14 protein-coding genes are annotated in these 16,060 nt (G+C 49.8%); 6 read left to right on the top strand and 8 right to left on the bottom strand.

The window, feature by feature from the left end; translation table 11 throughout:
* Positions 1-15: 15 nt before the first annotated feature.
* The 5 genes from ABRS97_RS14420 to ABRS97_RS14440 all read right to left on the bottom strand — a co-directional run bounded on the left by ABRS97_RS14420 (position 16) and on the right by ABRS97_RS14440 (position 5,644).
* A complete protein-coding gene (locus ABRS97_RS14420) occupies positions 16-1,476 on the bottom strand; it encodes an NAD-dependent malic enzyme (protein WP_367815179.1) in 1,461 nt (486 codons plus the stop codon).
* A gap of 21 nt (positions 1,477-1,497) precedes the next feature.
* Positions 1,498-2,421, bottom strand: a complete 924-nt coding sequence (locus ABRS97_RS14425; protein ID WP_367815177.1) for an AEC family transporter — start codon at positions 2,419-2,421, stop codon at positions 1,498-1,500.
* 102 nt (positions 2,422-2,523) lie between these two features.
* Positions 2,524-4,050 (bottom strand): tripartite tricarboxylate transporter permease, encoded by a 1,527-nt coding sequence (locus ABRS97_RS14430; RefSeq protein WP_367815175.1) that lies wholly within the window; start codon positions 4,048-4,050, stop codon positions 2,524-2,526.
* Between the two features lies 1 nt (position 4,051).
* Positions 4,052-4,513 (bottom strand): tripartite tricarboxylate transporter TctB family protein, encoded by a 462-nt coding sequence (locus tag ABRS97_RS14435; RefSeq protein ID WP_367815173.1) that lies wholly within the window; start codon positions 4,511-4,513, stop codon positions 4,052-4,054.
* A 66-nt stretch (positions 4,514-4,579) separates the two neighbouring features.
* Positions 4,580-5,644 (bottom strand): Bug family tripartite tricarboxylate transporter substrate binding protein, encoded by a 1,065-nt coding sequence (locus ABRS97_RS14440; protein WP_367815171.1) that lies wholly within the window; start codon positions 5,642-5,644, stop codon positions 4,580-4,582.
* Between the two features lie 229 nt (positions 5,645-5,873).
* Here ABRS97_RS14440 and ABRS97_RS14445 point away from each other — a divergent pair, with 229 nt between their 5' ends.
* Both ABRS97_RS14445 and ABRS97_RS14450 read left to right on the top strand, forming a co-directional pair.
* Positions 5,874-7,505 carry an ATP-binding protein gene (locus tag ABRS97_RS14445; protein WP_367815169.1) on the top strand — a complete coding sequence of 544 codons (1,632 nt, stop codon included), beginning with the start codon at positions 5,874-5,876 and terminating at the stop codon, positions 7,503-7,505.
* Positions 7,474-8,196, top strand: a complete 723-nt coding sequence (locus ABRS97_RS14450) for a response regulator (protein WP_367815167.1) — start codon at positions 7,474-7,476, stop codon at positions 8,194-8,196. Before ABRS97_RS14445 ends, ABRS97_RS14450 begins: the two co-directional genes overlap by 32 nt.
* On the opposite strand, the gene ABRS97_RS14455 is transcribed toward ABRS97_RS14450, so the two are convergent.
* Both ABRS97_RS14455 and ABRS97_RS14460 read right to left on the bottom strand, forming a co-directional pair.
* Positions 8,193-8,426 carry an alpha/beta hydrolase gene (locus ABRS97_RS14455; protein ID WP_367815166.1) on the bottom strand — a complete coding sequence of 78 codons (234 nt, stop codon included), beginning with the start codon at positions 8,424-8,426 and terminating at the stop codon, positions 8,193-8,195. The two genes, ABRS97_RS14450 and ABRS97_RS14455, sit on opposite strands and share 4 nt — an antisense overlap.
* Positions 8,427-9,138: 712 nt before the next feature.
* The gene (locus ABRS97_RS14460; protein WP_367815164.1) at positions 9,139-10,812 is read right to left on the bottom strand and encodes a hypothetical protein; all 1,674 of its coding nucleotides are present in this window, start codon (positions 10,810-10,812) and stop codon (positions 9,139-9,141) included.
* Between the two features lie 233 nt (positions 10,813-11,045).
* Here ABRS97_RS14460 and ABRS97_RS14465 point away from each other — a divergent pair, with 233 nt between their 5' ends.
* Genes ABRS97_RS14465 through ABRS97_RS14475 form a run of 3 tightly spaced genes read left to right on the top strand, consistent with a single transcriptional unit; the run spans position 11,046 to position 13,610 of the window.
* Positions 11,046-12,071: a methionine ABC transporter ATP-binding protein gene (locus ABRS97_RS14465; RefSeq protein WP_367815257.1), complete on the top strand. Its 1,026-nt coding sequence runs from the start codon at positions 11,046-11,048 to the stop codon at positions 12,069-12,071.
* Entirely contained in the window at positions 12,068-12,730 is a 663-nt protein-coding gene (locus ABRS97_RS14470) for a methionine ABC transporter permease (protein ID WP_483312462.1), read from the top strand. The genes ABRS97_RS14465 and ABRS97_RS14470 overlap by 4 nt, the downstream gene beginning before the upstream one ends.
* Before the next feature lie 25 nt (positions 12,731-12,755).
* On the top strand, positions 12,756-13,610 hold the full coding sequence (locus tag ABRS97_RS14475; protein WP_367815162.1) for a MetQ/NlpA family ABC transporter substrate-binding protein: 855 nt from the start codon (positions 12,756-12,758) through the stop codon (positions 13,608-13,610).
* 109 nt (positions 13,611-13,719) lie between these two features.
* Here the strand turns inward: ABRS97_RS14475 and ABRS97_RS14480 are convergent, their stop codons facing one another.
* Positions 13,720-14,811 (bottom strand): oxidoreductase, encoded by a 1,092-nt coding sequence (locus ABRS97_RS14480; RefSeq protein ID WP_367815160.1) that lies wholly within the window; start codon positions 14,809-14,811, stop codon positions 13,720-13,722.
* A 157-nt stretch (positions 14,812-14,968) separates the two neighbouring features.
* Between ABRS97_RS14480 and ABRS97_RS14485 the strand changes: the two genes are divergently transcribed.
* Positions 14,969-15,835 (top strand): LysR family transcriptional regulator, encoded by an 867-nt coding sequence (locus tag ABRS97_RS14485; RefSeq protein WP_367815158.1) that lies wholly within the window; start codon positions 14,969-14,971, stop codon positions 15,833-15,835.
* Positions 15,836-16,060: the final 225 nt, after the last annotated feature.

The following is a 16,060-nucleotide window of genomic DNA, read 5'->3' on the forward strand; positions in this document are numbered from 1 at the left end:
TCATGATCTCCCTTTCTAATTGCTCTCCTCGCGCACACGCAGGCTCGCTCCCTCTGACGATCTGAATTCTCGCGGAATTCGTCTGGCTACGCCGGTTTCAATAGCAGCATGAATAACGGCTTCCCTGATGCGTCTAACAACTTCCTGATTAAATACGCTTGGAATAATGTACAGCTTGTTCAACTCTTGCGGAGCAACCACGGAAGCGATAGCCTTGGAAGCAGCAAGCTTCATTTCCTCATTGACGGTGGCGGCTTGGCAATCGAGGGCTGCCCGGAATATACCAGGAAAGCATAACACATTATTGATCTGATTAGGAAAATCCGACCTGCCCGTCGCGATGACACCCGCGATATCTTCGATTTCATCCGGGTGAATTTCCGGCGTCGGATTCGCCATGACGAACACGATCGGCTTTGCAGCCATTCGCTCCACATCGGCTCGCTTCAGTACGCCGCCAGCGGACAAACCGATGAACACATCCGCTCCTTCGATAACGTCGTGAAGGGAGCCCTTACGACGGTTCGGATTCGTTCGCTGCGCGTAGCCATTCCATATCGGGTTGCTGTAAACGACGCTGTCAACCAGTGCTCCATCACGATCTACGCCAATCAGCTCCTTGACGCCTGCCGCGAGCAAAATATTCGAGCAAGCAATACCCGCTGCGCCGATTCCGCATACAACGACTTTGGCTTCATCGATCCGCTTGCCGACTACTTTCAGCGCATTGATCAATCCCGCGTAAAGGACGACGGCTGTACCGTGCTGGTCATCGTGGAACACAGGGATATCGAGCTCGGCGCGCAGGCGCTCCTCTATTTCGAAGCAGCGCGGCGAGGAAATATCCTCTAAGTTGATCCCGCCGAAACCGGGAGCCAAATGCTTAATGGTGGCGACAATTTCATCCGTGCTTTGGGTATCCAGGCAAATCGGGAATGCATCCACATCCGCAAACTGTTTAAACAGCATGGCTTTGCCTTCCATGACAGGCATCGCTGCATACGGACCGATGTTCCCCAGCCCGAGAACAGCGGTTCCATCAGATACAACGGCGACTGTATTACGCTTAATCGTTAGTTTATACGCATTATCCGGCTTCTCATGAATGGCCATGCAGACCCTGGCCACATCAGGCGTATATACGCGAGATAAATCATCCCTGTTTTGAATCGGCGATTTCGGCTTCATTTCAATCTTGCCGCCGAGATGAAGCAGGAACGTCCGGTCTGATACATGGACAAGACGAACACCCTGCAACTCCTTGATCGACTGAATGACGGCTTCCAATTGAACCTGCTCCGACGCTGCTACGGTAATGTCGCGTACGGTCCAATCCGCTGCCGTTTGAATCACATCGATCGCGATCACATCACCGCCATTTTCCGTAATGACGGTAATCAACTGCCCGAAATGAATGAGCTCCGTTTGCAGTTCCAAACGCAAAATAATACTTTTTCCACCAATTGAATGTTTCATTGTCAGGTAACCTCCGCGCAATTAAAATAGTAGTTTCGCCGCATACACAACCATAGCGACCGTAACACTGCTGAGCAGTGTGGAGAGCAGCACCACTTGTGCCGCATACTCGGGATGATTGCCGTATTCCAAAGCGAAGACGGCGCTGTTTCTTGAAGTAGGAAACGCACTCGCGATAAGCAAAGCCTGTGCCGTTGTGCCCTCCAGCTTAAGGATAAAGATGAGAGCCAGGGCAATTGCCGGGGAAATAACAAGCCTTCCCAGCAAGCTGCATACAAGCGCCGCACTGATTCGCTTGAATTGCAGATGAGCGCTTTGTGCGCCCAACGTAACGAGCGCAATGGCCAAGAATGCACTTGCTACATGTTGTAGAGGATTCCATACAAAAGCTGGGATGGGGATAGCCAGCGTATGCATAAGCAGCCCGAGAAGAAATGCGTAAATCATTGGATTCTTCGCCAACTCTTTGAACAGCTTCTGACCATGGCTTTGAGCGGAAACCGCGTTAATTAATCCAAATGTATTCGTAAGGAGATTATGGTAAATGGTCACAACCACGCCTACCGACAATCCGACCGGGTTGTTCTGAAAGACGAGCTGAGAAACAGGAAGCCCGAAATTGCCCGAATTGCTCAGCACGACACTATTGGAGAAACTAGATGATAATCCTTTATCGAACCTGGCCAGTTTCGCTGTTAATTTGCTAAGAACAATGAGCGTGACGCTTTGTAGAACTAGAAAACCTAAAATGTTCAGCAGCATGCCCGCATCTATGTTGCTCTCGTAAATATTCGTAAAGCTGACCGCTGGAAGCAAGAAAAACGCATTCAGCTTCGATAGCGTATTCATATCCAATTGAAAGACGCGGTGCATGAGCACCCCTGCGCCTATTAATAGAAAGACAGGGACAATCACATTCAACAGGATTAACAACAAAACGTTCATCACGAGTCAACTCCAGTAAAGGAAACCCCTGATTAAGACGGACATCGGCTGATCGTGATCAAGCCAGGCCCATGCTAACAGGGGTTTGGTTAGGCAGAAAACTTAGCCTTCTTCGTTCACGAGGACGTTTTTGCCTCTCATTTTCAAAATAAGCGGAATCGTTAGCCAGAGGAAGCCGATTATGAGGAAAGCAAGAGAGACTGGTTTTTGCAAGAAGATCATGAAATCGCCATTCGAAATCGTAAGCGCTCTGCGCATGTTATTTTCCATCATCGGACCGAGAATAAGACCAAGCACGAGCGGTGCAAGCGGATAATCATTCTTCGACAAGAAGTAGCCGACTAGGCCGCATCCCATAATGAGCAGGAGGTCGAAGGTCGAGTACTGCACAGCGTATACACCGAATACTGAAAACACGATAATGAGTGGGATCAAATATTTTGTTGGTGTTTCAATCACTTTTGCGAACACTTTAACGAGCGGCATATTCAGAATGAGCAGCATTAAGTTGCCCACAAACATACTGGCGATAACGCCCCAAGCGAGCTGAGGGTGATCTTGGAAAAGAAGGGGACCCGGCTGCACATTGTACATGATAAAAGCGCCCATCAAGATCGCGGTCGTACCGGATGACGGAATGCCAAGCGTCAAAAGCGGAATCATCGCACCGCCAGAGGCAGCATTGTTGGCGGATTCAGGGGAAGCTACACCCTCGATGGCTCCTTTCCCGAATTTTTCGGGATTTTTGCTAATTTTTTTCTCTACGATATAGGCAAAAAAGGATGCCAGAATCGCGCCTGCACCCGGCAGGAGTCCGATGAAAAATCCAAGCACAGAACCGCGGGCAATCGGAGCCGCGCTGTCTTTCAAATCTTGCTTGGTGGGCAAGATGCGATTGATTTTGGCCAATTCGCCGTCATTGCCTTCGCGCTGAAGAATCGTCTTGAATACTTCTCCGACGGCAAATGTACCGACGGCTACCGTCAAGAACTCCAATCCTTGATACAATTCGGGAATGTTAAACGTAAAGCGTTCCACGCCGGATACGTTATCGATACCGATTGTTGCTAGCAATAGACCGAAAGCGGTCATAATTAACGCTTTCACCATAGATTTGCCGGCAAGACCGCTAATGGCGAGCAGACCGAGCACCATGAGGGAGAAATATTCAGCAGGGCCGAATTTGATAGCAACAGCCGATAATGGGCGTGCCAAGAAAATAAGGCCTATTAATGAAATAATGCCAGCCGCAAAGGAACCAATTGCTGAGATCGCAAGCGCCGCGCCTGCTCTGCCTTGCTTCGCCATCTGATAACCATCCAGCGTCGTGACAACGGATGACGATTCACCCGGCGTGTTCAGCAGAATCGAAGTCGTGGAACCGCCATACATAGCACCGTAATAAACCCCGGCAAGCAAAATGATGGAGCTCGTAGCTGCTTCCTCAGGACCTAAGCCCGCCGTCATCGTTGCTGTGATAGGGATCAGCAATGCCACGCCGCTCATTGGACCGATCCCCGGCAGTACGCCGACAACGGTACCGATTAACACACCCAAGAAAACAAACACAACATTGTGCCACTGCATAGCCGTGCCTAAACCGTGAAAAACATATTCAAGTGTACTCATTTCATGCCCCCCCTAGCCAAGCTGGGAACCCGGGAAGCGAACCATCCAGCAAGTTGACATACAGATAATAAACCCCATAAGAAAATCCTGCCGCAATGAGCAAGGAAACCCATACCCTGCCTCTTTCCATCGTTTGGAACCCGATCATCAAGAAGAGAAACGTGGAGATGACGAATCCGATATCTTCAAGGAAATACGCATACAGAACAGCCGATATGAAAATGATGCCAAATCTTTTATAATCCAATTTTTCTTTGCTTTTTTCTGTTTGCTTTTTGCGGAAAGAATCATAGATCAGGCGAATGCTCATCAAAGCCAAGAACGATCCCAGGATCATCGGAAAAATATTCGCACCGACATTACTGCCGTATGCGCTTGTCGATATGCTTCTGGAGCCGACAACAAACGCAATTCCAATGGCAAAAAAGGCGATGCCTGCATAGCGGTCAAACGTAGTATTCATCTCTCTGCCTCCTACCCGAAAAGCGTTAGGGAGAAGATGTGCCCTCTCCCTTGCCCTATTTGGTGTTTATTTCTGCATGCCGAGTGCTGTCAGCATATCTTTTAATTGTGTTTCTTGTTGGCCCAGGAAAGCGTTGAAATCATCCGCTTTCTTATAATCCGTTTCCCAATTGTTGGCTTGCATTTCTTTTTTCCAAGTATCGGAATCAACCATTTTCTTGATCGTGTCTTCCCAATATTTCTTCGCATCAGGGCTCATGTTCTTAGGTCCGAAGAAACCGCGCCAGATCAGGAATTCTGCATCAACGCCCTGCTCTTTCATTGTCGGAACGTCTTTCAGGCTTCCGCCGAGACGTGCCGGAGCTGCTACCGCCAGTATGCGAATTTTTCCTGCCTTCACATATTGGTCCAAAGAGGACGCGTCCGTACCCAGTACGTCCGCATTTCCGCCGAGCAGCGCTGTAACAGCTTCACCGCCGCCATCGTAGGACACATACTTCACTTTTTTCGGATCAATGCCGTATTTGAAGGCGGGAAGAATGGAAACAAGGTGATCCATCGAGCCTGGTGCCGATCCGCCCGCAACTGTCAGTTTGGTAGGGTCAGCTTTCATATCCTCAAGAAGGGATTTCAGATCTTTATACTTCGAATTCGCAGCGACTGCGACAGCGCCATAATCTTTGGTCAATTGAGCAAGCGGCGTTGTGTCGTTGTAGCCATATGGCGTGTTTCCTTCTTTTTTCAAATGGTTAATCAAAATCGGCGGCGAGCTGACAAACAGTTTGTAATTGTCCTTCACATCTTTGGTGGCATATTCCGCAAGGAACACCGCGCCGCCTCCGCCTGGTTTGTTTTCAACGGTAACAGGCTTGTCGATTGCCTTTGACTCCGTGAGTACTTTGGCAATGGTACGTGCTGTCATATCCCAACCTCCTCCTGCGCCGGATGGAGCGATGATGGAGAGGGCTTTCTCCGGATATTTGGACGCCGACGCCGCCGTTTCTTTGCCTTTATCGGTGCTTGCGCTTGTTGCTGCCGGCTTAGCTGTATTGTTGCCGCAAGCCGCTAAACTGACGGCCAAAATCGAGATCGAAGTTACTTTCCAAGATGCTGATAATAATTGTTTTATCAAATGAAACCCCTCCATGTGTTTGGTTTGATCATCGCTTGAACGCGCTTTCTTTGAAGCGCTTTCAGAATATCACCTGCATAAAGTTTAGGGAAGTTTAACAAAATTAATTGTAATAACTTCGTTTTGGGCATTTTGTTCATATTGTTCACGGCGCCAGGCAGCCGGTTTCAGTCAAAATGATAACGCTTTATGATACAATACTAGAAAAAACGGGGGGAACGCTCGGATCATGCGGCTGCAAACGAAACTCATCCTGATTATTTGCTCCTTGCTTATTTTCGTTATTGTCAGTTTAGGCGGCACTTTCTACTACATTGTGACCTCAACGCTGGAGGATCAGATTGGAACAAGAGCCCTTAAAGTCGCCGAAACCATCGCCAGTATGCCTGAAATTCGCCATGCTTTCCTTACACCGGATCCATCAGCTATTATCCAGCCTATCGCTGAAAGCATTCGGGAGAAAATAGATGCCGAATATATCGTTGTTGGCAATCGGGAAGGAATTCGCTACTCTCACCCGCTGCTTGAACGAATCGGTAAAGAGATGGTTGGCGGCGACAACGGCCCTGTTCTGGAGGGCAATTCCATTATTTCCAAAGCCACCGGATCGTTGGGACCTTCCCTGCGCGGCAAAGCGCCGGTTTTCGGGGACGACGGCGGTGTCATCGGCATTGTGTCAATCGGCTTTCTTACAGATGACATCAAAACCATCACCTCTCCGTACCAATCCAGAATCGAAGTGATATCGCTAATCGTTCTCGCTGTTGGCCTGCTTGGCTCCGTTCTTATCGCCCAAAATGTTCGGCGTTCCATACATGGGCTGGAGCCCAAGGAAATCGGCGAACTGTATACAGAAAAGAAAGCTATCCTTGAATCCATTCGCGAAGGCATCATTGCGGTCAATCGGGATGGCATCATCACGATGGCCAACCGCTATGCCCTGCAGCTGCTGCAGCTGCCCGTCTCAGCGAAAATTACGGGCAGGCAAATCGAAGATGTCGTTCCGAATACACGCTTGTATGAGGTTGTGCGCACGGGAATAGCTGAATTCGATCATGAAATGCTCATTGGCGATCACGAGGTCATCGTAAGCCGTGTTCCCATCGTCAATCGGAAAACAGGTGTGACTGGGGCCGTGTCCAGCTTTCGCAGTAAATCGGACCTGTATCGGCTGGCCGAGGAACTATCGCAAGTGAAGCGATTCGCTGAAGCGCTGCGCGCCCAAACGCATGAATTTTCCAATAAATTGTATGTGATTTCGGGTCTTATTCAGTTGGAATCGTACCAGGAAGCCGTCGAGCTCATTACGAAAGAAGCGAATGTTCACCAGAACTGGGTTCAGTTCATTATGAAGGAGATTCCCGACCCGATGATCGGCGGGCTGCTCATCGGCAAGTTCAATCGCGCGCAAGAATTAAAGCTGTCGTTCGAGATTGATCACGAAAGCTCGTTCAGCGATATTCCGGCGGACATCGATCGTAATCTGCTCGTCACCATCATCGGCAATCTGGTTGACAATGCGATGGAAGCCGTGCTTGCCAGCGGGGACAACCGAACGCCTCAAGTCACCTTGTTCCTGACCGATCTCGGCGAGGATTTGATTATCGAGTGCGAGGATCGCGGCATTGGCATACCGGAGGAAACGGCAAACACCGTTTTTGTTAAAGGGTTTTCCACCAAAGAGGGCGAGCACCGCGGCATTGGACTCGCGCTTGTCGAACACGCCGCCCTCAAATTGAGCGGATACGTGACATTCCACAAAAATCCGGGCGGCGGCACGATTTTTACGGTCGCAATCCCGAAGAAACCGGCGGAAAGGAGATCATCTCATGAGCGACAAGCTACAACAACCGGCCATTGAAGTACTCATCGTCGAGGATGACGTGAAAATCGCTGAAATCAATCGGCGCTTCATCGAGAAGGTCGAAGGCTTCCACGTTGTCGGCATCGCGACAGATGACATGCAAGCGAAAGAACAGCTGGAAATTTTGATGCCCGGCCTTGTGCTGCTTGATGTCTATTTGCCGAATGGGAACGGATTAGACCTGCTGTCCTACATTCGCCAACATTACCGGGATACCGACGTGATTATGATTACCGCGGCCAAAGAGGTCGACGCCATACGCGAAGCTGTTCGCAGCGGCGCCTTTGATTACATCATGAAGCCGCTCATCTTTAATCGGCTGCAGGAAACGCTGCTCCGCTATCTCGATTTCCATCGTGAGCTGCACCGCCTGAATGAGAGCGGGACGATCAATCAGAGCGATGTGGATCGCCTTATGTCAGGCCATTCCAAGAAAGAATCGGCGTCCGACACCTCTTTCCTGCCTAAAGGCATCGACAAGCTGACGCTTGTGAAAATCGTCCAAGCCATTTCTGGCGCTGCGGAGGGCTTGACTGCCGACCAAATCGCCAAGCTGATCGGCGTCAGCCGCTCGACAGGCCGCCGTTATTTGGAGCATCTTGTTAGCTCCGGCGACGTTTACGCCGATTTATCATACGGTGTCGTCGGGCGGCCGGAGCGCGTTTATCGAAAAAAAAGCACCAGTTAACGCGATTGCTTGAGAAATCCAAGCAATTGATGATGCAGGGCTGTTGAACCCTTACCTAACCAAATCAAATGCCCCCATGCGTCCAGCATCGCAAGCTTCGCGTTAGGAATATGCTGATGAGCGTAATGCGCATGCGCTGCTGGGACAGCGGCATCATTGCTGCTGCGCTGGATCAGTGCAGGACATTCAATAGCGGACAATTCAGCGTGAAGATCTTGACTTGTCTGCACGAAATCAATGAGAAACCCACTTCCTTTTGCGCATAGGGAGTGGACTTAAGAATGGGGTTCCGACCGTTTCTTGAAATCGTCTTTTTATTGAATTTACTTAGCGGTAATAAGACGATTTCAAATACGGGCGTTAACGCTTCTCCACCCCACACCCTCTGTTCTACTTTTGTGCTGCCTTCCACTTCTCTTTTCCCTAACCGGTCTTTCATCCGTTATTCCTATCCATGACATGATCACCCCTGTAAGAGCAAGATTCCGGCTACATTTCGCCGATTTCGTCTCAGCAAGCTTCGCTGACAGCCGCCATGCGGCGGCGTACAACGCGCGCCCGAGGAAGTACTGCCGGGCCGCTATTTCCTCATGCACAGAGATATCCACGGAACTACGATGCCTTATTCCACGGTAACGTCCCTTTTCTCCCCCTGAAGCGGAACTAGGCTGCGTTAAATGAGCGAAACTCTACCGAAAACCCAGCATTTACTGCTCATAAGGCACGGTAGTTCCGCGAAACGTCCCTACAACCGAAAATACCGCCTCATAACGTACCCACGTTCCGCTCTCCCCTACAAAAAGACGATCTCTCGCAGATCGAGGCGGCACTTCAATACTCCGAACCGCGGTGGCACTTCCGGATCTCTCCTGACAAATACTCGTACCACACGATGCGTGCGGAATCTCCCCGCTCAACGAGCTCGTCACACACATAACCCCTTCACTGTGATTCATTCACTGTATAGTCATGAAAATCCACAGCTTTGCCGTTCACAAATCTATCTATGTTTAACTTTTCATCTATCGCTAACGCCAACACTTCATCTTGCAAAGTGAAATAGGTAAGCTCATAATTTCCCGCGCTGGACTGGTCAAATGCAGGACGCTTCCTAGTCATCCTGGCAGCAAATTGCCTTAAATCAGTAATTCCTTTCACTAAGGCGCTAGCCGCATCGATACATTCCACGACGACTGCATTCGTTCGCCCTCGGCTCTTAACGACCGAGCGATCGCTTAACACCTCCCGCTGATAGGGCCGATTAACGTACACGGCGATAAATGCCTTCCCGCAATGGCCGAAGAGTGCCCCCTGATCTTCAATCCATTCGCCCGGGGGCAAGCAGCCAACGATTTCATCCGGCTGTTCGGCCGGAATCTGATACAGCGCAGCGACCACATTTTGATGAAGGAGCACGTGTTCATATTCGCTCTGATGGCGCGAATCGCCATCTGCGTACCGCTCTCCGGGATGGAAAAAGAAAGCCCGATTAACGCCTTCGACGGCATCAAGAGGAAGGGTTACATCCCACCGGTGCTGTTCATTGTCGAACTCCAGTTGGCGCTCCCACATGCCGCCAATCGCGTAATTTTCCGTGATATGCACATAACTGTGAAGAAGTTCTCCCCCATACTTGGCCAACGCAGCCGGTCTTGAGACAATTCGCTTCACCTCTGCTGGAATCGACCGCTCAAGCGCAATCGCTTTGAAGGATGAGGGCGCCTCATAAAATAAAAGCCCCGCATATTCTGTTCGCGGCATCTCGTCAGGCAGCGTGAAGTCACCGTATTGCACATAATCGAGCAACACATTTTTGTCCTGCGGAATGTCATGCGGCCACCCCCGGGAATGCGGACCTACCCAAGTCCCCTTGAGGTAGTACGTGGAGCGAACCCCCCACAAATAATCAAGCATTTGTCCCAAAACTGCCTTAATTTCGGAATTTTCCATCAGCTCCCAAGCGCAAGTAAAAGCCTGAACCCAGTGCCAAAACCAAGGCAAAGCGCCGTATTCCGACATTCCTATGGCCGTGACCCGATCAAGTGTCCCCTGCAAGCTTTCAAGCCCGTCTTTTAACAATGCCTTATCCTCGTAAAACTGACCCAAAATAAGCTTGGCAGCTGTATATTTGGCTTCATGGTGATTGAAATGCTCAAGCGGTTTACGATAAAAATGACTTCGATAAATATGTAATATCGCGTTTTCGAAGGATTTGCTTAAAGTCTCGCCAAGATTTTCCTTATTGCATTGATAAAAAAAAACCATTAAGCTGCCCATGAGTTCGACAGGTAAGGTGTTCATTGGCGCTTCCTGTGGTGTGGGGCGAAGTTGGAGCGGCCAATGTCCGTAGGTCGGACTTACAGGCTCTTGGTCCTGCAGGTTAAGCACTTCCTGGAGTATATGTTCGGCTTTGGCCTTCGCTGCCGCTCTGTCATATGGAAACAGGATGGCAGGATGCTGTGACGCCTCAAACAAATAAGAAGCGTAGTAGAAATTGTCTCGAATATCTTGCAGGAACATCAAACCTGAGCCTAGCAGTGGCTGCTCATATGCTTGGGCCGCAATTTTACTAATGATTTCTAGTTTTCTCTGATGTGCGTTTGACAGCTTCATCATCTCCCTATGCGAAAAAAACAGCGGCTTTCGACTTGATAAAGGCAGCTGCTTCTCCATTGAATTGAAACGTTTAAATTTAGTGTATAGGCTATCTTCCCTTACGTCAACGTTTAGCCCTCTCCGCAATTTCCATATATTAGCGATTGAAATCATTTGCATTTTCTTATAAAATAATCTACCGTTGGTCAAAATATAAAATCGTCGTGAACTGTCAAGGATTGGAGTCGATCATCCTGATTCATATAGAAAATTTACAAAAAGTGTATGAAGACGTGCCCGGACGCATACCGGCTATTCAACAAATCCATTTACATATCGATCGCGGCGAAATTTACGGCATTATCGGGCACTCTGGCGCTGGAAAAAGCACGCTGCTGCGCTGTGTGAACATGCTGGAGAGACCCTCATCCGGTACGATTCTCATCGATGGCGAGGAGATGACGCTTCTTGACGCCAGGCAGCTTCAAACGAAGCGTCGCAAAATCGGGATGATTTTTCAGCATTTCAACCTGCTCGCCTCCGCAACTGTGGCGGACAATATTGCCTTCCCTCTCAAACTAGCCGGGATGTCTAAAACCGACATAAGCGCACGAATTCAAGAATTGCTCGAATTGGTCGGGCTGCAAGATCATGCGCATAAATATCCGAACCAGCTCTCTGGCGGCCAAAAGCAGCGGGTCGGCATCGCGAGAGCGCTCGCCAATCGTCCCGACATCCTGCTCTGTGACGAGGCGACTTCCGCACTCGATCCTCAGACGACGAATTCGATTCTTGCGCTGCTTCTCGACATTAATAAGAAGCTTGGCATCACCATTTTGTTAATTACGCACGAGATGCAGGTCATCCGCGCCATTTGCGATCGGGTTGCCGTTATGGAGAATGGACTTATCGTCGAGACCGGAAAGGTGCTTGATGTGTTTTTGAAGCCGCAACATGCGGTGACAAAGGATTTCGTCGGACAAGTCTCTGATTTCCGGGGAGGCGGCGAGAATGAAGATACACTTTTGCAAACATCAACAAGGGGTACATTGCTTCGCATTACATACATTGGCGCGAAAACCTATGAACCGATACTATTCGAGACGGTAAAATCAACCTCTGTTTCCTTTGCCATTTTGCAGGGCACGATCTCGTCCATGAAGCATGTCCCTTACGGACAACTTCTTGTTGAATTAACTGGCGGTGAACAGCAAGAAATAGATGCAGTTATTTCGAAGTTGAAACAGGAAGGAATCGACGTGGAGGTGCTCGTCCCATGAGCATGACTTGGGATATCAATTGGGTTGAAATCGGCAAAGCCACTGTAGACACGCTTGTCATGCTGGGCTGGTCGCTCTTGTTCACTGTTGTTATCGGAGTGGCCTTAGGTATCATTCTGTTCTTGACGTCCAGAGGCCAGTTGCTGCAAAATCTCCCGTTATACGGGGTGCTCTCGCTGGTCGTCAATATTCTGCGTTCCGTGCCTTTCGTCATCCTGATGATTTCCGTGTTCCCGATCACGAAAGCGCTCGTGCATACTACAATTGGCGTAAAAGGCGCGATCCCGCCATTGGTCATCGCCGCCGCCCCATTTCTCGCGCGGCTCGTCGAATCCGCGCTCCGCGAGATCGAGAGCGGCGTCATTGAAGCTGCGCAATCAATGGGCGCGACACCGTGGCAAATCGTCTGGCGCGTCCTGCTGCCGGAAGCGCGCCCGGGTCTTATCTCAGCCGTCACCGTAACGGCTGTCGCCCTGTTGTCCTACTCTGCCATGTCTGGCGTCGTCGGCGGCGGCGGGCTCGGCGATCTCTCGCTGCGTTACGGATACATGAGATTCCGCACCGATATTATGATTGTAACCGTCGTGATTCTAGTCGTTCTCGTCCAATTTCTGCAAACCATTGGAGATCGGCTCGTCACACGTTTTAATAAAAAATAGACAGAGAACTAGGAGAGAAAACATCATGAAAAAACTTACTGTTTCCCTGCTTGCGTTGTTCCTTATGGTTGCTTTGGCAGCCTGCGGACAAAAGCCGGCTGAAAATCCGGCACCAACCGCGAGCACTGCACCTGCGGCAACAGCTGCGCCAACGGCTAAAGAAGTAACCTTGAAAGTCGGCGCATCCTCCGTGCCGCACGCTGAAATTTTAAATGCGATTAAATCCCAATTAAAAACACAAGGCGTTAACCTTGAGGTTGTTGAGTTTAACGACTACGTTCAGCCGAACGTGCAAGTATTTGAGAAGCAGCTTGACGCTAACTTCTTCCAGCATCAGCCCTACCTGGATCAATTCAATACAGATAAGAACGAAAATCTTGTGAAAGTGACAGGCGTTCATATCGAGCCATTCGGCGCTTATTCCCAAAAAGTGAAATCCGCTGCTGAATTGAAAGACGGCGCATCCGTTGCCATTCCAAACGATCCCTCCAATGCAGGCCGTGCGCTTGCGCTAATGGAGAAAAACGGGTTGATCAAGCTGAAAGACGGCGTGGGCATCAAAGGAACGGTTAAAGACATCGTAGAAAACAACAAAAAGCTGGAAATTAAAGAACTGGACCCTGCTATGCTGCCGCGTACGATTGGCGAATTCGATCTTGCGCTCATCAACACGAATTATGCGCTGCAAGCGAACTTGAATCCAACGAAAGATGCCCTTTTCATCGAGGATAAAAATTCGCCCTATGTGAACATCCTGGTGTCCCGTCCGGACAATAAAGATTCCGAGGCGATGCAAAAGCTGGCTAAAGCTTTGAACTCAGCTGATGTGAAGAAATTTATTGAAGACAAATATAAAGGCGCGATTGTACCTGCCTTTTAAGCTTGCTTTTCACTCAGATCATGCATAAAGCCTTCAATACCACTCTCGTTGTGGAATTGAAGGCTTTTTTCGTAATTTTGGAACTGACTCCCCCTGGCTGCTCGCAGTTTTACACGATTAGTTCATCTTCCCGCAACACCGCTAACGGGTGCAGAAATAGATGGTCGAAAAGGTTTAGCGGCATGCCTTCCTTCACTTTTTTCACCCAGTCCGGATTGACCAATGCGCTTGTACCGATTGCGACCATATCGGCATGCCCGTCCGCCATGAGTTGTTCTGCCGCCTCGGGTTCGCCCATTTTACCGTTGGCAATGACCGGAAGGCCGCTGTACTGTTTGGCAAGTGCACTAAGCGTCGGGCCATTCTCGGCGAAAGCGGGCGCATACGCCTTGTATTCCGTTGTGTGAATATAACTTGGGGACGCGGCGGCTAATTTATCGAAGATCATTTTCGCATCCGCCTCTCCCTCAGCCCATTTATGGTTGAAATCGTTCACCTTGCCTTGCGAGATACGAACCCCCACCGTATAATCTGGACCGACAGTTGTGCGAATAGCATCCAACACTTCCGTGACAATACGAATGCGCTGCTCCGTTAAACCACCGTATTCATCAGTTCTGCGGTTCGTATAATCAGTTATAAATTGATCGAGCAGGTAGCCATTGGCGGCATGCACTTCGACCCCATCGAATCCGACCTGCTTGGCGCGAAGAGCCGCTTGACCGAAACTATTGACCACTTGTCGAATCTCCTCTTTCGTCATCGCCCTCGGCACGGCGAATTCCCCGCTCCCGCCATGATCTTCTAGCATCGACCCTATCGGCTTTACGGCAGAAGGCGCAATCGGCGTAAATCCCTCATGCTGGACAAGTGCACCTGCGTGCATCAACTGTGCGATCATCCGTCCTCCCGCTCGATGTACGGCCTGAACAATCGGTTTCCATGATTCGGCTTGTGGATCAGTGGCTATGCCAGGCTGGTTTTTATAACTTTGGCTGTTCACAGCGTCCGGATAAAGGCCTTCCGTGATGATAAGTCCGAATCCCCCTTTCGCAAATCGGGTGTAATATCGGCCCATGCGGTCACTTGCTAAACCAGATGGCTCTGCGCTCGTGCGAGTCATGGGGGCAAGTACCACCCGATTGGGCAACTGTAGGGAACCCAGCTGAAAAGCGGAAAAAAGATTGGCATGTGGACTCATATGAATTTCCTCCTTAAGATTTCGTGACAGATCATTTTACATCCCTGCACAGTTTGTTTTCTTAAGAGAATTGTAGTTTGCTAATCACATACAGTAAAATGATTGATATTGATAATAGCATCAAAAATATTGATGTTCTGAGAGCGAGGGATTTCGTGTGGAAATAACCGATCTAAAGGTGTTTATGGCCGTTATGGAGGAGAGAAGTATCACCCGTGCGGCGGAGAAGCTGGACTACGTACAATCGAACATCACAACGCGGATCCGCAAAATAGAGTCGGAGCTTGGCGTGCTGCTTTTCCACAGAAATCCGAAAGGTGTCATTCCAACCGAGAAAGGGCTCCTCTTCCATAAATACGCATCGGACATTCTGGCGAAGGTCGAGGAAGCCGTTATGGCCGTGAGAGAACCTGATTATCCTTGCGGCCTCCTTGCGATTGGCATTGTGGAGACGATCGCTTCCTCAGCCCCCTTTATACAGGCATTGTCCGATTTTAAAAGCAAATATCCCGAAGTCTCGTTATCCATAATTACCGGAACATCGCCTCAAAATTACGAGAAGGTGTTGAACCGTCAGCTGGATGGCGCGTTTTTCACAGGAGAATTCGATCTCTCCACACTGCAAGTCGCCCATGAGCTTAGGGAAGAAGTTTTCTTGTTGACAGCCAGCGGGGGAACACAATCTCTGGCATCCCCCGATGTGGCGAATGCGTCATGGGTCGTGTTCCCGAAGGGCTGTCCCTTGCGAGCATCAAGTGAAGATTGGGTTCGCAGCGAAGGAGCAGAACCTGCAAACATGATCGAAATCAGTACGCTGGAGACGATGCTGAGCTGTGTGCGAGCAGGTATCGGCTACACGCTTCTGACCAAATCTGCCGCCGCTTTGGGCGATAACCGGTTCCATGCCTACCCGGTTCCGGAACGTTACCAATTCGCAACGACGCGGCTCGTTAGTCGCAAAGAACAGTTCCACAGCAAAGCGTTCGCTGCCTTCGCAAACAGTGTTAGAGCAGCGGGACTTTGAATGCTTTAACAACCCTGCGAATTGGGAAAAATCGTCACTTCAGTCCAGCGCTTTGGGCAGCTGTTACGTGAAGTAGGATCGCTTCATATCTGAGATGCTCACTTAGCCCACTGAGTGTCCACTCAACTTCGGCTTATTCAGCTACAGCCACTCTTCCACGCGTTTCCCGCATCGTCGCTCGGCTGTAAGAGCCAAAAAAGGCGCTACCGACGGGAAGCCTCCGGC

It is taken from the genome of Paenibacillus tabacirhizosphaerae (genome assembly GCF_040812395.1).
GTDB lineage: Bacteria > Bacillota > Bacilli > Paenibacillales > NBRC-103111 > Paenibacillus_E.